Origin of the sequence: Microcoleus sp. Pol11C2 (assembly GCF_036701505.1) — a bacterium.
Taxonomy (GTDB): Bacteria; Cyanobacteriota; Cyanobacteriia; order Cyanobacteriales; family Microcoleaceae; genus Microcoleus.
Genome location: NZ_JAUBQX010000001.1, coordinates 342,475 through 361,661 on the forward strand (window position 1 = coordinate 342,475; position 19,187 = coordinate 361,661).

Below are 19,187 nucleotides of genomic sequence, written 5' to 3' on the forward strand. Positions count from 1 at the left end.
GCGATCGGCACTCGCCATTTTCCGCAAGACGTGTTATACTGTAAACAGTCGAGGGCACGTAGCTCAGTGGATAGAGCATCAGGTTCCGGTCCTGAGGGTCGGGGGTTCAAATCCCTCCGTGCTCATTTAAATTTATAAAATGACTGATTTTGAGAGACCGGGGATAAATTTTTGTCCTCGGTCTCAATTATTGTGATTTAAGCGTCAGTGTCAAAAATCGAATCGCCACTGTAGTCGCAGGTCGCGGACTGATTGCGCCCCTGCTGCTTGGCACGGTAGAGTGAACGATCGGCGAGCGCAATCAAGTCAGCCGATGATAGTTCCGAAATCGGAATCAAGTTGGCGATACCCATACTAATAGTAACTACATCGCTCACATCAGAGGTTTTGTGAGGAATATGTAAAGCTTGAATAGCAGCGTGAATCCGTTGGGCCACCGAACTCGCTCCTTCAATATCTGTATTAGGCAAAATGATGCCAAATTCTTCTCCGCCGTAACGCGCCACTAAATCCGCCGGACGGTACACCACCTCTTGCACCGTCTGAGCAAGTTTGAACAGACAACTATCCCCCATTTGATGACCGTAGCAATCATTATAACGTTTGAAATAATCCACATCAAACAACAAAAGAGAAATCGGTTTTTGTTCCCGGTATAGCCGCTGCCATTCATGCTCTAAGCGGTCATTAAAACAGCGGCGATTAGCAATTTGAGTCAACCCATCAATATTTACGACTTGTTCTAAGAGGTGAGTAGCGCGGGCTAGTTCTTCGTTAGAGAGTGCCAGTTGTTGATTAATTTCTCTCATCCGCGCTTGGGCCTGCTGCCTTTCTGCCAATTCCTTCTGCAACTTATGAAAAATATCCGCTTGTTTAATGGCGATCGCTAACTGATTAGCAATCTGTTTAACAAGGTCAACTTCCAATTCTTCCCATTGCCGAGGAGCAGAACATTGATGAATACATAACAACCCCCACAAATCTTGTCCATTGAGCAACGGCGCAACTAAATTAGCCCGAACCGGAAATTGTTTCCAAAGAGCGCGGTAACAGTGTTGAAGGTCAATATTATTGATATTTTCAACTACCTGCATTCTCCATTCTTGATATGAATCAGGATCTTGTTCACCACCACACAGGTCGTTAAATTGATTTTTGCTTACCAATTTACATCCTTCGCCTACGGATTCTGAGACAAACTCACCATATCCAAAATTACTGTCAGGATCGAACTTAAATATGCCGACGCGCTCGGCATCAAGGAACAGGCGAATGTCCTGCGAAGCAATCTCAAAAATTGTAGACAAATCAAGAGATTGACGGATGTGTTGAGTAATTTCTTGAAGTAATATCGCCTTGTCGTACTGTTTCCGCAGAGCGACTTCTGCTTGCTTTTGGGCCAGAATAGCTGCCTCTGCTGCTTTTTTGGCTTTAATAATTTCACCTTCGTATAGGATACGCTGGCGGATACAGATCAAGATGCAATCGTTGACAAAGTTTCCTCCCTGATTCCGACGCACAGCGTTGATCAGCATGGGTATATCACTGCCCTGCTTTGACCTTAATGAGAAGTAAATTTCCTCTACTTTACCGTCGAGCTTCAACAGGGGGAAAAAATGGGTTTGAAAAAAAATCCGGCTGGCCATTGGCAGAATGGAATCCATTTTCCGTTGCCGCAGTTCATCGGTTTCGTATCCGAGTAATTGCAGTAATGTGGCGTTGACCATTACGATCGTACCATCGTCAGCAAACGAGAGGAATCCACAGGGTGACGTGTTGAGTAGCTCGTCTATCTGGTAGGTCATGTTTGCCATACAAATCAGGTAGTATGAGGTACACTCAAATACTCCTTAATCATCTCGATCGTCTCTTGTGGATGACTCAGGTGCGGGCAATGTCCCGTAGCTTTCATCAGCCGTAGCGTACTTTTAGGTAGGTGGCGGTGGAGGTAATCCCCTACCTTGCTGGGAGCAATCACGTCATCAGTGCATTGCAATATCAGTGAAGGTACTGATACCTTGGGTAAATCACTGCGATTGTCAGAGTAAAAAGTTACCTCGGCAAAGCGACTTGCAATCACCGGATCGGTAGAGCAAAAACTTGTCTCAAGTTCTTCACTTAACTCAGGACGCTCCTGATTCTGCATCACCATTGGCGCCAGAAAGCTTGCCCAACCAATGTAATTTTTCTCCATGATATCGAGGAGTTCCTCAATATCTTTGCGCTCAAACCCTCCGTAATAATTTGGTAACTCATTGATGTAGCAAGGTGAAGGCCCTACGAAAATCAGGCGATTAAAGTAATTAGGAGTTTGAATGGAGGACAGAACGCCGATCATACTGCTGACAGAATGACCGACAAAAATCACATCAGTCAAGGCCAATTCTTCACAGATATCGAGGACATCCTGAACATAGCCATTGAGGTCGCTGTACCGTTCATAACTGTAGGCACTAATATCAGACTGTCCCGAACCTACATAATCAAATAGGATAATTTTGTAATCCTTCTCGAAGGCCCCTGTTACGAAACGCCACATATTTTGATCGCACCCAAATCCATGAGCAAACATCATCGTCTGGGTGCCTTGTCCAAACACTTTTATATTATTCCGTAAAAAAATATTTTTAGTCATTTGAGCTACACGAGCATTAAATTAATTATAAGACTTTTGCGCGCTTTCATGAGGGAGGATTGATGATCCCACATAGTGGTAGACAACAATTAAGGATGTTGGATTAAATGAATAGCAGACTCAGCAATGGCAGGCTTCCTCAACATATAACGCTGCCTGATTTTCTAGGCGCTCGCTTATAACTATTCCCATTTCGCTGGGGTTTCCATTCCTGCGACAATTATGCTCAGATTTAAGCCATCTGGGATTGCAACTATGGCTTTGGCAATTCCGCGATCGCTCAGATCGCTGGCTAAATCGCGGACAAATGAGCGAGCAATTTTAAGCGACTTCACCGGAAAATTTTTCAGGTTGTTAAAAGCAGCATACCCCGTCCCAAAATCATCGACATAAATCCCAATACCATGCTCCGATCATTGGCTCAAAAAATTGTAGCTAATGTCAACATTAAGCATCATTGCCGTTCCCGTAATCTCTAGCTATAGATATTTTGGCTTCATATCGGTGCGCTCAACAATGCGATCGCTCTTAGCGACTAAAGTCGGTTGGCTGAGTTGACGTGCCGACAAATTCACCGCGATATTAGGAATAATTAGTCCTGCCACTAGGCACTGCTGATATTGCCCGCAAGCTTGTTCTAAAATCAATTTGCTCTTCGCGCAAAATCAATCCAGTTTTTTCGGCGATGGGAATATATCGATGGTCATGAACCCAAGCTAGTTCAGGAGAATGCCCTCCTACTATAACTTTAACACCAGCAAGGCTACATATTTGCCAATCGAGCTGAGGTTGATCATACAGCCAGCATTCGCCTTCCAAGGGCAATTCAAGAGATTTGCGATCGCCAGGGTATTGGATTTTGCCCAAGGTATTGTTGTTGCTGTGTAAAAACTATAGGTATTGGGTTCGATAGGCAATAAAAGCTCCTATTTCAGCAATTAAGAACTTGCAAAACATTGTCGCGATTTCTATAGTGTTCACAAACTCCTCAAATTAAAAAAGTTGGGTTTCCTAGCTCAACCCAACCTATTTTTAATAACAACGAATTACTGCTAACTCTCAAATATCCTCATCGTCTTGACCTTGCACACCCTGGAGAATCCGCGATAGCTCACTCTTCTCATTAATTGTAATCCGACTAGGAGAACCGCTGATAATCCGTTCGTAACCACTGAACGAATCTTTAATTTGCGGCCCTCTTTCAGTAATTGTGTATTCTCTAATTCCTTTGTCGTGCCACGAACCCCGCATCTTAAACACATTAATTGCCCGCGACATTTCTCCTCGAATCTCTACATACTGCAACATGATAATCGTGTCAGTAATCGTAGAAATATGAGAGTCCGTAATCGAATGAGAACCCATAAACTGGTCGCTTGTATTCGTGAAAAAGCCGGTTATTTCTTCCTGCTTCGCAAAACCTGTCACTCCAATCACAAATTGCCTGAAAGCATTATTGCTAACACCCCTAGCTAACGCCGACAGCGAGTCTATAGCAATTCGAGAAGGTTTGAACTCAGCAATTTCTGATTTAATAGTCTGCAAGTGGTCTTCCAAACCTGCCGATTCCGGGTAAGTACACAGCAGCTTCAGCAGTCCTTTCTCTTCCATTTCCTCAAAATCAATGCCCCAAGAATAAGCATTGCGAAACAACTGGGCCCGCGACTCTTCATAGGCAAAAAGCAGCGCCCGATTGCCGTTCATACAAGCATTCTGCAAGAACTTGCTCACCAATAGCGTTTTGCCTGTTCCCGTTGCACCCGTAGCCAAAATAATCGAGTCTTTGAAAAAACCGCCACCGCACATCTCGTCGAGAGTTTTATCGCCCGAAGAAACCCGCACGTTTGAAGATTTTTGAGTTAATCGCATCGCCCCCAATGGGAAAATATTAATTCCGTCATTAGTCATAGTAAAAGGATATTCGCCCTTCATGTGAGTTGTACCGCGCAACTTCAAAATTTCCATTGTGCGGCGGCGGCGTTCCCCTTCCAAAACGTTGCGAACAATCACTACATTATCCGACACAAACTCTTCCACTCCAAACCGCGCTACCGGGCCGTATTCTTCCACCCGTTCCGTCGTCATAACTGTAGTTGCTCCTACTTGTTTGAGGCGCGCAACTAAGCGAAAAATTTCTCGGCGCACCACCGATGCTGCATCGTACTGCTGAAATACGGCGGTAACAGAATCTATTGAAACCCGCTTGGCTTTGTACTTGCGAATGGCGTACTGAATTCGCTCAATTAAGGCTGATAAATCAAAATTTCCTACGATATCTTGACCTTCCGGATCGGGGGAAGCATCCAAAATAAATAGCTTGCCTTCCTCGATTAACTGTGCCAAATCCCAACCGAAACTGCAAGCATTTTTAATAATATCTGTCGGAGATTCTTCAAAAGTTACGAACACTCCTGCTTCGTCAAAGTGAGTAATTCCATTATAGAGAAATTGTACAGCAAATAAAGTTTTTCCCGTTCCTGATGTGCCGCTGACTAGGGTGGTTCTGCCGAGTGGCATTCCGCCGTGACTGATGTCATCGAAACCCTCAATCATCGTGCGAATTTTTTCAACTCCTGGTGTTACCAATCCTTTTCGTTGAACCGTTTGACTAATTTCATTCATGTCGATTTTTGTCAACTCTCAGTATTCTTTAGTTGTCACTCATTAACCGCCGATCATGAGTCTTTGTACCCAGCTTTTAGTTTTGGCTCTTGCTCAATAACTAATGACTGCTGACTGCTGACTAATGACCCCGCCCAAAAACCGATACCGTGGCACGTACTCCTGTCGTGGAAAAATAAAAATTTTAGACTTTTGTTCAACCTCCCAGATTCATCTGTGGAGTAAATCTAAAATCTAACATCGTTCGACGCTCGCGCGACTCGACGCTTCGACGCTCGCGCTCGCCGAACGTTTCACGCCAAACCGAAGTCTCAAATCTAAAATCGACTGACTCTCACCTGATTATCTTATGAATTCAGGTCTTCTTCGCGAAGTTCTTCATAGAGTAAATCTAATCCTATCAGAACTTTCTCACGATCGGACAAATCGCCAATAATTTTTCGCACCGGCGGCGGCAGGATTTTGGCCAGCGTCGGGGTTGCCAATATTTTGTCCTCTTCTGCTAGCTGAGGGTTTTTGAGAACATCTATGACTTTCAGCGCGTAGACGCCTTGAAATTCTTGTTCTAGGATGTCCTTTAGGGTTTTCAAAGCTCGCACTGAGTTCGGAGTATTCCCCGCAACGTACAGCTTCAGAACGTAGGTTTTCTTCAGAGGACTCATGAACTTTTTTAAATGTTGAGTATTAGTTGTCAGATGTTAGTTGTAGTTGTTATTTGTCTTAAATCCGCTGTTCTTTGTTATTTTATAATAATTTCCGCCTCGCGCTCGCGCGGCAGTTAGTCGGCTCCTTTCTTTTTTGTTAGATTCTACCTTCTACCTTTTTTTTAAAATTATGCCGAATCCCTTCTACATTCTACCTTGAGAGGTCTCTTTCGGAATCGATCGCCGATACATCTCGCACATATGAGCGATCGCGTCAATCAGGGTCAAACGGTAATCCAGCAATATTTCCTCGCTGCGCCCTTCTATTTTTAGCTGTTTAGCAAACTCGTCCATCAATTCCATGTGAATCTCTACAATTTGAGTCACGGGAACGTCCGCAAAAAAAGCCAAATTCACAAATTCATCTATTTGATTGTTGACCGCAGCATCTTGAGAAAAATAATTCAACACGATGTCGCGATAACTTGACTTGAGTTGCTCCAAAAACTTTTGCTTCTCTGCTACCGACAGATTTCTCAAAAAAATCTGGGAATTTCTTTTATAATACACACCTAAGTATCCTAATCGCTCCCGTAGTTTTTCCGCCAGTCGCCGCTGCTGTCGGCTGAGCAAACTTTGAGCAGTTAATTGGGCTGTCGCATCGACCGTTACGGATTGGTAATTGACAGGAACCGGAGTTGAAAGTTTCAGAAATTGTGCGATCGCCTGATCGATACCCGCAGCTATTTCGCTCGATCGAGCGATTGCCAGTTGCACCTCAGCAGGGTGATAAAAAAAAGCACAGCTTTCGTCTAGACTCTTGTTGGCGGTACTGGCGGCGGCCTCAAAACCATCTGAATATGGTGCTTCGGGCCTGCCATCGACGTGCGCGTGAGGCGAAAAAATCACAGCAGGCAAAAAGAGCGATCGTTCTTGCAGCTTGCCCAGAAGCGATCGCAGAGCCCCATCCACCTCCAAAACCAAACAATCAAGGTGATAATTGTGCTTAAGGAACCCCAAAAGCTCCACTCCCGACTTAATGTGCGTTAAAGTATAGCGTTCGCCTCTCAAAAGCTCGATCGCAGAGGCTGCAATTTCCTCAGAGCGGACAAAAATACCGATAGAAAGTTGAGGAAGCAAAGCTGTAGGTACACCACCTAAGTTGCCTGAAAGTGCTGGATCGCTCAGAGTTGATATCTCCTTTACAAAAAACTTAACATTTTAACAATCATCTCAATATTTATTTTAACCAATCTTAACCGCAAAATAAGTGATGCGCTTCTACCAGAAGAAGAATCAAAGTGTACTCCGTGGTTTTTGTGTCAAGCACCCTGAGCGTGATTTCTGCAATTAAGCTTAAGCCTTAAAATAATTGCTAGTCGCCTCAAATCAGGCGTAGGCATCGAACTCCCCGGTGTCGGTGCAGATACGGAGCCTGATAGCGAACTGATATAAAACAAATAAGATACAGAAATTCGCAGCTACATTGAGCATCAAAAATATTACTGCTCTCGTGAGCAGACTCTCAGGTTTGTTATGCCACTCACCACCCCCAGTCTCAAAAATTTTATCGAGCCAGTGCCGCTGTGCCTCCAAACGGGTGCGCTAGAATCGCTGCAGTCAATTTTCAGATCCTGTAACTGTGATCGAGTCGCAGTAGTCAACGAACAGCTACAGCCGCTTGGATTAGTTTACCTCCGCAGCCTTTGGGCCCGCGCGGCCGATCGCACAAACGACGGGCAGCAACCTTTGTCAGAAAGCTCGATCCCGATCGAACCAGTCAGGGCATTACCAGCCGCTATGAGCGTCAGCGAATTCTGGGAGTACCTGCAAACAGAGGAACAGAACACCCCAGCCCGGCCAAACCGCCAAACCGCCGGCACCCCCTCCAACACTCCGATCGCCCTCACAGATGCCAGTGGTCAATTTTTAGGAATGCTAGACAGCCTGAGCCTGCTGCAATTCGCCGCACTCAACAGCAGCTCGCTCTGCAGCCTCACAGAAGAGGAAACAGTCGTCAAAGAAATCGAATTAAAACCGGTTTCCGAAGCCATCGCCACCGCCCTAGACGCTCAACTGCGCTTTCTAGAAGCAGGATTGAAACCTTCGGAAAACCTGAACTCCCTAGTCGAACTGTTGGAAAAACTGCCTTTGCCCCTGAGATTGCAAACCCCAACCGCACAAATAGTCAGTCAAAACGCAGCGTGGCGGATTTTGCTGGGAGCAGGCCCAGAACCAGTTCCAGAACCAGCAGCAAATTTAGGTAAACACTCGCCCCGTAAACCAAGCCATTTAACAAGCGAATACAAGAGCGTGCAGTTAGAGGCCATCACCAAAGAGTGCAGGAGCCTAGTAGGAGCAAGTAGATCGGGCGATCGCGATTCAACCGCCGCCACCAGTTGCCCGCTGCCCTTGTACGCAGCCGCCTCCCCCTCAACCTTAACCGCTCCAGCTTGGTGCCCCACCGCCGGCAAACCTGACACCTACATTTGCGAATGCCCCGTACAAAAAGATCAAGAACGGATCTGGCAATTTGTCAAACAGCCGCTCTCAGACAAGCTAATTCTAGTAATGGGACAAGATGTCACCGAAGAACATTTAGTGGCCAAAGAATTAGCAGCAAAAAACGCAGATTTAATCCACCTCAACCGACTAAAAGACGAATTTTTATCCTGCATCAGCCACGAACTAAAAACCCCGCTCACCGCCGTCCTCGGTTTGTCCAGCCTCCTCAAAGATAAATTGATCGGAGAACTCAACGACCGCCAAACACGCTACGCCAAATTAATCCATAAAAGCGGGCGGCATTTGATGACAATAGTTAACGATATATTAGACTTGACCCGGATGGAAACCGGGCAGCTAGAACTAATTCCCGAAGCAGTCGAAATAGCATCAACCTGCCAAAGAGCCTTTGAACAAGCAAAACAACTGCAACAGCAAGAAGAAAAAAACCCTCCCGCCCCGAGCAAAACTGACGGTACAGCAAACGCAGAACCATCCGCCCAAATAGAGTTTACACTCGAAATAGAACCGGGACTGAGCCACTTAATTGCCGACGAACTGCGGCTGCGGCAAATGTTGGTTAACCTCCTTTCCAATGCCCTAAAATTCACCGAGATCGGCGGCAAAATCGGATTGAAAGTAAATGTTTGGGAAGGCTGGATCGCATTCACAGTTTCGGACACTGGCATCGGCATCCCCACCGACAAACAGCACCTAATTTTTCAGAAATTCCAACAGCTAGAAAGCCCCCTCACCAGGCGCTTTCAAGGAACCGGACTGGGACTGGTACTGACTCAACGCCTAGCTCGGCTCCACGGCGGAGACGTTTCGTTTATTTCCTCAGAAAACCAAGGCTCTCAATTTACCCTGTTGCTGCCACCAACTCCTCCGGGAAACAGCAGCGAAGAAGTCCCGGCACGGGGAGTGGCTGAGGAAGAATTATTAAAACCACAATATCCGACTCTGACGGCAAATTCTCGCTCTCGTTTAGTATTAATAGTCGAAGCAGTTCCCAAATATATCGAAGATTTAACCAACGTCATCTCAGGTTTGGGCTACCAAGTAATAGTCGCCCGTTCCGGCACCGAAGCGCTGGAAAAAGCCCGCAGGTTCAGTCCCGAAGCGATTTTCCTCAACCCGCTGCTGCCACTTCTCTCGGGTTGGGACGTGCTGACGCTGCTCAAGAGTGACCCGGATACCCGATCGATTCCGGCGATAGTCACGGCCACCAGAGGCGAAAAAGAACGGGCCAGTGTCAACCGAGCCGAAGGGTTTTTGAGCTTGCCGGTGGAAGAACCCGCTTTGCGGCGGCTGCTGGCAGACTTGATCGGTCACAGTAATGCTAGTAGCGCCAAAGTAAGGAGTTCTTTAACCGTGTTGTGGCTCAGCCCGCAAAACAGTTCGTCTCAAGGTTCCGCTTTACTGCTCAACCCCAACTACTGCCGGGTTTTAGAAGCAGACGACCTCGGCCAAGCAGAACTCGTGGCCAGAATTTGGCGGCCCGATGCGATCGTCTTGGACGGTACAAGTGAACTGCAAAACCCCTTAGCTTTTATCGAACAGTTAAGCCGGTCTCGCAATTTGGGTTCTCTCCCCTTGGTGACTTTAGACCCTCCAACTACGCAACTAGCAAATCAAGTCAAAGGATTGTCGGTATTTCCCTGTTTAGCCACTAGCAGTCCCGACGACAGTGAAACTTCACCAACCGGGTTAATGCCAAGTGCTTTGTGGCAAGTGATTCAGGTTGCTGCGGGCATGAGTTGGAAGCCCAGCATTTTATTTGCCGACATTTCGACTTTACCCGATTTGCACTCCTCTTCTGGGGGGAACCCGACGGGAGAATTGGAACATGGCGCTCGATCGACAAATGCCGAGATTCCCCTCCCCAATTCCCAGTTTTCTACTCCTAACTTTCAAGCTTTGATTCAGTACATCCACACCGCAGGATTTCGAGGGTCGATCGCTTCCTGCTGGACAGAAGTTTTGCAGCAGTTGCAATATCAAAGCGTTGACTTAGTTGTGCTGTGTTTGCGAGATGCCCCCTCAGAATCCCCCGCTATGTTGCAGGCGCTATCGAACTTGCGCCAAATGGCAGTAAAACTGCCAATTTTAGTCTGGGATTATCGCTCTGCTGTAAATTCGGAATCCGAGGCGATCGACTTTCTCCTGCAAGAAGTATCTGCCAAAATTTTGCCTTCTTCCTTATCGGCAGCACAATTATTAGACAAAATTCAACAGACTTTATTGACTCACTCAAGTTCCTGAAAATGAAGAATTTACCAGGTTTGTAATGAGGAATTCACTCGTCTCTAAACCTGTAAAGACCAACTATTATTTCTGAGTGAAAATAGAGTTGGGTAATTCTTTAACAGAAAACCGCGAAGCGTTATTTATTAACTCATTCAAGTTTCTAATAACTCATAATTTTGCCTATTTGTAATGAGGTTCTCAGTCGTCTATAAAACAGTGAAGAAAAACGGCTACCCTGAGTGTAAAAATAATTTGAGAAATATTTAAATGTAAACCCCGAAGTGTTGCGAGTTAAGAAGCAATATCAAAACTCAAAAATATGAGTTATTATAGGCGATCGAGAAACCCTTATATTTTTTTCTGGGGCTGTACAGTGCCTAATCGCATTCCTTTAATATCTCTGCTACTCGCACTCGGTTTGGGGGCAATGCCCGAGCCTGCTGCCTGTCAGGCACTCCTGCCTTACACCCTGCAAATCGACTCGGCCCAACTCGAACAAACGGCCTTGAGCCTTGCAGAAGAAGCCGTCCAGCTAGCCAGACTGCAGCAGTACCAACTAGCGGTACCCAGAGCCGAACTCGCTACACAGTTAGCCCCCAAGAATGCTCAAACTTGGACTTTGTTAGGCAGCTTGTACCTTCAAGTCGAGCAGTTTGACAAAGGCATTGAAGCTTTGGGGCAAGCTCAATCTCTGTCGCCAGAAAATCCCTCAATTAAATTTGTCTTGGGAGAAGCTCACTTTCGGAAAGCGAACTACGAGAAAGCAGCCGAATATTTGCAAGCAGGGTTAAAATTAAAACCCGACACTCCAGGTGCATTATTTGATTTAGGCAATGCTTTTTATAAGCTGAAGCGGTTCGATCAGGCGATCGCCCAATACGAAAAAGCCTTTGCTTTAGAAAAAAACCTGTGGCCCGCTATCAACAATATCGGATTAGTCAAATACGAAATGGGAGATGTCGATAGCGCTATCAAACGCTGGGAACAGGCGATCGCGATCGACGACAAAGCAGCAGAAGCAATGCTAGCTCTAGCAGTAGCAATCTACGGCAAAGGCGACAAAGCAAAAGGCTTAGCGATGGGAGAAGCAGCTCTGAAACTCGACAAACGCTATGCTACCGTAGAATATCTCAAAGAAAACCTCTGGGGCGATCGTTTAATCGCAGATACCCAAAAGTTGCTAGCCACTCCTGAAATGAAAGCAGCACTGGCTAAAATTCAAGACGCCCCACCTCCTACCCAAATGTCGCCTTAATTGTAGTTAAGTTGGTAGTGAGGACTGAAGTCCTCAAAGCCTTTTTTAACGGATAACCAACTATCTTATTCAGGACTAAGACCAAAAAATAGTTGAATGCGCTATGGGTACGGGTAAGGTGCGCGCACAGCGCACCCTACAGATAGAGTTGGTGGGTAAGTTCTATTATTGCCACGAAGCAGTCGCTGTCTTCAATTCTCCAATCTAAAATCTAAAATCTAAAATCTAAAATCTAAAATCGCATGACCCCCCTAAGCTGGACAGAATTAGAAGCCCTCACAGACTTTCAAATCGATCGCGTCAACGGGCCAACCAACGCTCAAGCCTGCTTGCGCCTGTTTGGTAAAACCGAACCCGATGTGCGAGTCACCCTGTACCGCGATAACCATGCTTGGTGTCCCTACTGCCAAAAAATCTGGCTGTGGCTGGAAGAAAAACAAATCCCCTACCGTATTGACAAAGTTACTATGTTCTGCTATGGGGAAAAGGAAAGCTGGTACAAGCGTAAGGTGCCGTCGGGAATGCTACCGGCGATCGAACTAGACGGCCGCATCATCACCGAAAGCGATGATATCTTAATCGCGCTGGAACGAGTGTTCGGCCCCTTGGGTTTGGGCATGGAAAACCCCGCAGTAATACCCATGCGGCGGTTAGAGCGACTGCTGTTTAGGGCCTGGTGCTCTTGGCTGTGCTACCCAGCCAATTCAGCCAAAGTAGAACAGCACAACCGCGACCAATTTATCACCGTCGTCGCCCAGGTAGAAAAGGCTCTCGGCAGCACCCCCGGGCCTTATTTCCTCGATGAATTTGGCACTGCGGATGTGATCTTTACGCCCTACGTGGAACGGATGAATGCCAGTCTTTACTACTACAAAGGCTACTCGATGCGGGAAGAAAACCCGCGCTTTGCTGACTGGTTTGCGGCGATGGAAACCCGCCCTACCTATCGCGGCACTCAAAGCGATTTTCACACGCACGTCCACGATTTACCACCTCAGATGGGCGGGTGTTATGAAAACGGCGAACCTCAGATGCTTCTCAATAAAGCCCGGGTGGATAATGGGCCTTGGGCTGGATTGCCGGATGTGATGTATCCAGAACCGGAAACCTCCCGCGCTGAAGCACTTCACCGCGTCATTAAGCACCACCGCAACATCGTTCGAGTCAATCCTGCTGATGACAAGTTATTCGATGAGGCTTTGCGTTGTGCTTTAACTTTGATGATGACTGGCGAAGTTTGTACGCCGCCGAGTGGTTCTGATGCGGCTTTGCGGTATTTGCGCGATCGGGTGAATGTGCCCCGTGATATGTCCATCTACGCGGCCAAGCGGCTGAGGGAAGCGTTGGAGGAAACGGCGGCTTTGGTGGGTGATGGCCAAGGTTCTCCGATTCTGCTGAAGCATCGGCGAGATCAAGATCCGGCTAATTTTGTGTAGGATTCTGGGGCGATCGGAATCAGACGGGATGGGCGTTGCTGTTGCTCTACTTCATCAGCTTGCTATCTGCTCGATCGATGAAACTAAAGGTTGATGTGATTGTTAACCCGGTTCTGTTTGAAGAGGAGGATACTGGGCTGGTGGAGTTGGCGATCGATCCTGAAGATGAGGTTGTCTATATTTTTAATCCTCGTCAACAGAGATGGAATACTCACTTTGCTTGGAATGGTGTGGAAGCTGAAACATTCTATTTCATTGTAAGTATTTCTCCTCGTTTAACGCCTAGTCTTTATTCAAAGAAAAGCCCTGATGAAATCAGGGCTTCCAATGAGTACAAGGGCTAAAAAGCGTTAACCAGCTTGCCGTTGCCTACCACGCTCTACTTCTATTAAGGCAATAGTAATGGTGTTGTAGCAACTACGATAAGCAGCTTCCTTGCGTCCAACCTCCGCAGGTTTTCCCTTATTATCGATATACTCCTGTTTAACAACAGTAGCTAGTTCCTTACCGTACTTTTTCAACAAACTCTCTGGATCTTCAAGCCATTCAAATTGTCCCTTTTTCCATGCTTCAGGACAAACATTTGCCCTGAAAGCAGCAACAAGGGGATACGTAAATCCCAAAGGCAGTTCTGCTAATTCCCCAGAGATGAAATAGCCCTCTCGCTTGTTAGGTTCTGAACCAATCCGATTATCCTTCTGGCGATTGCTTTTTTTGATTTTGCCCAACTCTGGAGCCAACACCTGTTGTACCCGTTCAGAAAATGCCAGAATCTCATGCAGTTTTGGCAAAATCCTCTTAAATGCAGAATCAGAAATGTTAATGTCATCTACAAAGGTATCAAGAACTTCCTTTCGATGTCCAAATAACGCATGAGGGTGTTTGCTCCGATCAGAATATTTTTTGATATTGAACAAACTGCACAAAGTCAGAACCTCAATAACATCTACATTGCCAGGGTGACCTTGATGATATGCGATTTGCTCAGCCCCGCGCTTACCCTTCAATACTTCCTTGATCTGATCAAAGGAGCCTTTCAGGTTTTCTAGGCTAGGATCGTCAACTTGAAGGCTGCGGTTTAACCCCTCTGCCATGTCTGCAATCATGTCAATATCAACTTCATCTTTAAGCTGATAGATATGAAGGCGTACATAGGCAGCACTTGCAAAGGAAATGCTGTCTCGCGCTTCGAGGATAGCCCTGAGAGTGTGTCCTCCATTGATGACCCCGTGGCGCTTCTTATCAGTCAGAATTAGAGTCAATAGCCCATTGCCACCAGGCTGCTTTTGGTGTATAGCCGAATCCACACTGATATAGATTCCTTGATTCTTGAGGGCAAACCTGTCAGGTTCTTCTTGCAGCGTCTTGACAATCCCTTTAGCAACACTTCCGGCTAGCTTGTTTTTGGTGGTAAACTTTGGAATCCTTGGATTAACCTCAAGCCATTCCTGCAATTCAACAGGAAGAGAATTAACATCAACGAAACAGTCTGAAAGCACAATAGCCTTCCTGTCAAGACCTTGAACAGGAACAGGCTGCGAACGAAACTCTTCTAGGGGAAGAGAGAATTCAAAAGTCTCTTTCATTTTTTTACTTGTGTAGTGGGCACAACCCGCTACCTAAAAAACCCGCGCTGAACGTCTGCTCAGAACCTTAAGTACGGGTATAGCACAATCTCAGCAAAGATGTCAAGCACTCTTTGTCCTCTCCTAGAAACCCTAGCCTGTGGTAATCCAGACTGCTTTCTCTACACTCAAGTCGGTCAATCCAACCTCACCGACCTGGAAATTTACTCTCGACTCTTAGACTGGGAGAAACGCCCCATCCTCATTTTCTACGAAAACGCGATTGCCGCTACCCAAGGTTTTAGCCAAACTTTTCTGGATGCCCTCACACGCTTTGACGCTACAATCTGCCTCATGACCGACTCATCCCATCCAATCATTCCCACTTTCTCAACTCAACAGCCCCACCCGATCCAATCTATACTTACCTGGCTGCAACGCACCTAAGCTGTTAGTCATTTAAATTTATTGCCTCAACCCCTTGCAGTATGGGGTCTGACCCACAAATAGTGCAGTTTGAATGTCGAACAGCTTATTAGAAAAATAGCCGAAAAAAGTTAGTCTTCAAATTTGATATTACTCCCAGTATTTTTCCCAATCATCCTTAAAAGCTTGCTGCAATCTCTGCATATACGCATCAGTCTTAATCTTCACCATCCACAGATTATTAGAATTGCGGCCTCCCTTGCACACAACACCTTCATCCACACCGTATTTCCCCTTGCAAAGATCGTCCATAAACTTGCCCGTCAGTTTGCCGCGATAAATCACTCGCGCAATATTTAATTTACCAAAATCCTGAATAAACCGATCGGGAACAACCATACCGCCCTCAGTTTCCACATCAAAAAGCACCAATTGTTTGCGATCGTCCTTTTTGTGCTTTCCCGCAAACGAGTTAGCACCAAAAAACTCTGTAAACACAGTAATTTCAGGGCAGTTATACTGTTCGTTCTCTCGAAATATAGACTCTAAGGGACTAGCAAAGTCTCTTTTAAAAATTTCCGGTGCTTCTTCTAAACCTGGATGTGCAGCATTAAATTCTGCAATTCCCATCTCATCCAAATCAAATCTACTGCGGCGCGTACCAAAAGCATACCAACCAAGTTCAACTTCCCAAACCCAATGCAAATTAGTGCCATCGTACTTCTCAAAAGCTACACATTGTTCGTAAGGGCAATTTTTACTATCTGGAATTTTGGGATAGGCAAGAAGCATGAGTGGTGCGATAGCTCCGCAACAAAAGAGACTATTCTCAGTTTACGCCATAACCGATGAAAGCGTTTGCCATAAAACGATCGCGGTTTTTCCCGTACCGAACTCTTGGAGTATTGCTATATATATGAAGAGGTAAAAAGTTAAGCTAAAAAACTTAAGTTTTTACTGACTGATATTCAAGTAGCCTCGACGAACAAACCGCTGCGAGCAAACTCCTCTTCTTCAGGAGTGAAGACTGGAGCTTCATCCACAAGGTCAGGGTCAAAGTAATATGTCTCTTGTAGGAATTGCCCGGTGACGATCGCCTCGTCCAACTCCTGGATGTAATCTTGAGCAACTAAGCATACCTCCTTGATGCCTTCTGAGTCCCTCTTATCCAACAGCTTATGCAATATTGCTCTCACCCCTGTCAGTCGTGCTGCGGGCTTGAGGATACCGTAGAGGCGGTACATCCGATCGGTGGCAATGCTGATTTGTTTGAGGGCTTTGGCTTGTGCTAGCTCAGAGTCAATGCTGGGCCAATAACGGGTGGTGTAGAATGCTTCCTCATCCTTTTGATACCACTCCTCGGATCGCGCAATTGATGAGGAGACAGTGTTGTGCAACTTCCAGAAGAATAAGCGCAGGGACGGGCCATCTACTACGGTGGACAGCTTTGCCTCCATGGATACCTCAAAGCTATTCAGACGCGGGTCGCGCCCAAGCACCAGGTACTCCACAGGGTAAATTTCCACCTCCTTATTCTGCACCACATAGGCGTTGAGGTGGTGGCGGCAGTAGGGGCAGGGATACATACTGGCAAACAGGTTGAAGAAGTGCTTGAAGATGGCCACCAGAGTTTTTTGCTGTTCTGGGGTCTTGGTAGAGACTATTTCAGCCGTAGTGTGCAAGAAACGCCACACCGCAGGGCCAATATAGTAAGGGAAACTGACCCGCATTTGTGAATTCTTTACTTCAGTGCGATCGATATACACATCGATGAACGCCACATATTGCGAGAGTTCGCCAGACTCGCGCCCAGACTCTAAGCGTTCGCGCCGTTTCTGTATCCCATTGAGGTAGTGGTGCGTCAAGCGCCATGCCTGTTGAAGCATCAGCTTCTGTTTTGGAGCGCATTTGGGAAAGCCTTCTGCAACATCCGCCCCATAGCGCCCAAATTCCCCTGACGTTTTAGTCGTTTCGTACCACTCGTTTAAAGCTGCTTCATCAGGCACCGTGTTGAAGGGAATGTCTGCTTCGGTAATGACGCTGAAGGCAGCCAGCAACTTCGGCATAAAGTCTTCATACCAATATGCTAGTGGCATCATCGCACCATCTATTTGCTCTAATGCCTCCGAGAGGATGACGCGGTTCCACTTCTTCAGGTACTCTGTGGGATCTCCCTCGGATTTGGCTGGTGGCGCTGCCATGCTCTCACTCAGCTCCAGGTTTCGCAGTCGGTTGAGTTCGTTGATGGCAAGCACACCCTCGGCAATGTCACGCAAGTTGAGACTATCCTTTTTGATGGTCATTGCCAACTCGACTGCCGCCCCAAACTTCTCCTTGGCGGTGGCAGACTTATCCCGCGCCTGCAACATGGCTTGTTCTTGGGCCAACATTTCAGGAGTTTTTTCTATGGTTTTCCAGTTCTTGATGCGATGCTCTAGTCGGGCATATTCATCTTCGAGCGATTTAACTACTGCATCCAGTAGAGGGTGGCACGCCGACTCTACTACACCCAATCCTTTATAAAGCGCGATCGCACTCCTGACAAATCGCACAAAATCAGCAATTTTGTATGGCAAGTCTCTCACGCACAGGTGAGTCTCGTGGTTGGCACAGAAACTCTCGCGGAAGCTGCGGTAGGCTGCTCCCTGGATCAGACGAAACAAACCAATCTGCATCTCCAAGCGGGACGTACCGCGCTTCTTCTCACCTTGTGGGTGTTGGGCGAGTAGTTCTTTTAGCCGCGCTATTTCTCGATTGCAACCGGTGGGTGGTTCTTGTAGATCTTCTAGATTAGGTTCAATAGTGGCAGAAGCTGCCTCGTTGACAGCAGTGGTTATACTTTCGATCGCAGCCACTGTACTATCTGAAATCTCGGTTGCCTGTACACTGCCAACCGGAACCGGCAAGTCTTGATCTCCTGTTGCCATCTCTGACTCATCGGGTACCAGTGTGCAGAATTCCTCAAAGTCAATTAAGGCATTGCCGTCATGGTCTGCCTCTTCGATGATCTCATCGAGCTCTGGCTCTGTCAGCCCAAACGGGCTCACCACATCCTGCATCTCGTTTTTACTGATTTGACCGGTACCGTTTTCATCAAATACACTAAATGACATTTTGAGACGACTCTGGCGATCGCCTTGCTCGGACACCATCAGCATTTTGAATTCCTCAAAATCGATACTGCCAGACTTGTCTAAGTCCACTTCCTCGATCATTTCGCGCAGCTCGGTTTCGTTAGGACTCTGGCCTAGCGATTGCATCACTTTACCGAGTTCTTCTGATGAAATAGCACCGCTCCCGTCCGCGTCAAATACTTGGAACGCTTCCCATAACTTTGCCTCCTCTTCTTCAGTCATGGCTTTTTTTTCAAGCTCCACAGATGTCATACTAAATTCTCCCTTATTTTTTTATTTTATGTCTATTAATTATCGCTAATATAAGTAGCTAAGCGCCAAAAAACAATAATATTCTGTCCGGTCTTGTCGGGGCTGGCTTAGCCTAGGATCTATACTAAGAGAGATGTTATTAGTGCAAAAGCTGGTTTCCCCTGTAATGTTTATTTAAACCCACTTACTTTAATTCCTGATGACTTACGTAACTGTTACAAGCGATACTATAACTCTGGATAGTTGCCAGCGTCATCGCCATGCTTGGGCGTCTTAGTTGGTGAATTAAATAGTTAGAAAGCCATCCGTATTTAAGTCAATCAAGAGTTTTTCTTGTTGACATTGACAGTTGACTAGGAGTCGATAAACAGAGAATTGCGTTAATATATAGCAATCCTAAATGATTTTCTATATTTATAAACAATCCTAAATAATTTTCTGTGTGTAAGTATATTGACGTATT

The 19,187-nt window shown here is 46.3% G+C and carries 16 protein-coding genes and 1 tRNA gene; 6 read left to right on the forward strand and 11 right to left on the reverse strand.

Translation table 11 applies throughout. The annotated features are described in order from the left end of the window. Window positions 1-52 precede the first annotated feature (52 nt). A tRNA-Arg gene (locus QUA42_RS01465) sits at window positions 53-125 on the forward strand. 72 nt (window positions 126-197) lie between these two features. Here the strand turns inward: QUA42_RS01465 and QUA42_RS01470 are convergent. The 8 genes from QUA42_RS01470 to QUA42_RS01505 form a co-directional block, all read right to left on the reverse strand. After that, window positions 198-1,814: a diguanylate cyclase domain-containing protein gene (locus tag QUA42_RS01470; protein ID WP_333134451.1), complete on the reverse strand. Its 1,617-nt coding sequence runs from the start codon at window positions 1,812-1,814 to the stop codon at window positions 198-200. Between the two features lie 5 nt (window positions 1,815-1,819). Beyond that, a complete protein-coding gene (locus QUA42_RS01475; RefSeq protein WP_333134453.1) occupies window positions 1,820-2,599 on the reverse strand; it encodes an alpha/beta hydrolase in 780 nt (259 codons plus the stop codon). A 218-nt stretch (window positions 2,600-2,817) separates the two neighbouring features. Then, a complete protein-coding gene (locus QUA42_RS01480) occupies window positions 2,818-3,036 on the reverse strand; it encodes an EAL domain-containing protein (RefSeq protein WP_333134488.1) in 219 nt (72 codons plus the stop codon). 78 nt (window positions 3,037-3,114) lie between these two features. Continuing rightward, window positions 3,115-3,282: a hypothetical protein gene (locus tag QUA42_RS01485; protein WP_333134455.1), complete on the reverse strand. Its 168-nt coding sequence runs from the start codon at window positions 3,280-3,282 to the stop codon at window positions 3,115-3,117. A 93-nt stretch (window positions 3,283-3,375) separates the two neighbouring features. Further along, window positions 3,376-3,552: a hypothetical protein gene (locus QUA42_RS01490; RefSeq protein ID WP_333134457.1), complete on the reverse strand. Its 177-nt coding sequence runs from the start codon at window positions 3,550-3,552 to the stop codon at window positions 3,376-3,378. Between the two features lie 142 nt (window positions 3,553-3,694). Continuing rightward, window positions 3,695-5,257 (reverse strand): circadian clock protein KaiC, encoded by a 1,563-nt coding sequence (gene kaiC / locus QUA42_RS01495; protein WP_333034672.1) that lies wholly within the window; start codon window positions 5,255-5,257, stop codon window positions 3,695-3,697. A 347-nt stretch (window positions 5,258-5,604) separates the two neighbouring features. Next, window positions 5,605-5,919 carry a circadian clock protein KaiB gene (gene kaiB, locus QUA42_RS01500; protein ID WP_006632119.1) on the reverse strand — a complete coding sequence of 105 codons (315 nt, stop codon included), beginning with the start codon at window positions 5,917-5,919 and terminating at the stop codon, window positions 5,605-5,607. A 186-nt stretch (window positions 5,920-6,105) separates the two neighbouring features. Next, complete coding sequence (locus tag QUA42_RS01505; RefSeq protein ID WP_333134459.1) at window positions 6,106-7,041, reverse strand: circadian clock protein KaiA; 936 nt, start codon at window positions 7,039-7,041, stop codon at window positions 6,106-6,108. Between the two features lie 396 nt (window positions 7,042-7,437). Between QUA42_RS01505 and QUA42_RS01510 the strand changes: the two genes are divergently transcribed. From QUA42_RS01510 to QUA42_RS01525, 4 genes are all read left to right on the forward strand, one after another. Further along, entirely contained in the window at window positions 7,438-10,671 is a 3,234-nt protein-coding gene (locus QUA42_RS01510; RefSeq protein ID WP_333134460.1) for an ATP-binding protein, read from the forward strand. Window positions 10,672-11,029: 358 nt separating this feature from the next. Continuing rightward, on the forward strand, window positions 11,030-11,911 hold the full coding sequence (locus tag QUA42_RS01515; protein ID WP_445301276.1) for a tetratricopeptide repeat protein: 882 nt from the start codon (window positions 11,030-11,032) through the stop codon (window positions 11,909-11,911). Window positions 11,912-12,153: 242 nt separating this feature from the next. Continuing rightward, the gene (locus QUA42_RS01520; RefSeq protein ID WP_333134464.1) at window positions 12,154-13,347 is read left to right on the forward strand and encodes a glutathione S-transferase family protein; all 1,194 of its coding nucleotides are present in this window, start codon (window positions 12,154-12,156) and stop codon (window positions 13,345-13,347) included. A gap of 77 nt (window positions 13,348-13,424) precedes the next feature. Beyond that, window positions 13,425-13,691, forward strand: coding sequence for a hypothetical protein (locus QUA42_RS01525; protein WP_333134466.1), 267 nt, complete (start codon window positions 13,425-13,427; stop codon window positions 13,689-13,691). A 6-nt stretch (window positions 13,692-13,697) separates the two neighbouring features. On the opposite strand, the gene QUA42_RS01530 is transcribed toward QUA42_RS01525, so the two are convergent. Beyond that, on the reverse strand, window positions 13,698-14,933 hold the full coding sequence (locus QUA42_RS01530) for an AIPR family protein (protein WP_333134468.1): 1,236 nt from the start codon (window positions 14,931-14,933) through the stop codon (window positions 13,698-13,700). A 99-nt stretch (window positions 14,934-15,032) separates the two neighbouring features. Between QUA42_RS01530 and QUA42_RS01535 the strand changes: the two genes are divergently transcribed. Continuing rightward, complete coding sequence (locus tag QUA42_RS01535) at window positions 15,033-15,359, forward strand: NACHT C-terminal alpha/beta 1 domain-containing protein (RefSeq protein WP_333134470.1); 327 nt, start codon at window positions 15,033-15,035, stop codon at window positions 15,357-15,359. 129 nt (window positions 15,360-15,488) lie between these two features. On the opposite strand, the gene QUA42_RS01540 is transcribed toward QUA42_RS01535, so the two are convergent. Both QUA42_RS01540 and QUA42_RS01545 read right to left on the reverse strand, forming a co-directional pair. Beyond that, window positions 15,489-16,130: an RNA ligase family protein gene (locus QUA42_RS01540; protein ID WP_333134472.1), complete on the reverse strand. Its 642-nt coding sequence runs from the start codon at window positions 16,128-16,130 to the stop codon at window positions 15,489-15,491. Window positions 16,131-16,306: 176 nt separating this feature from the next. Further along, window positions 16,307-18,724 (reverse strand): EF-hand domain-containing protein, encoded by a 2,418-nt coding sequence (locus QUA42_RS01545; protein ID WP_333134474.1) that lies wholly within the window; start codon window positions 18,722-18,724, stop codon window positions 16,307-16,309. Window positions 18,725-19,187 lie beyond the last annotated feature (463 nt).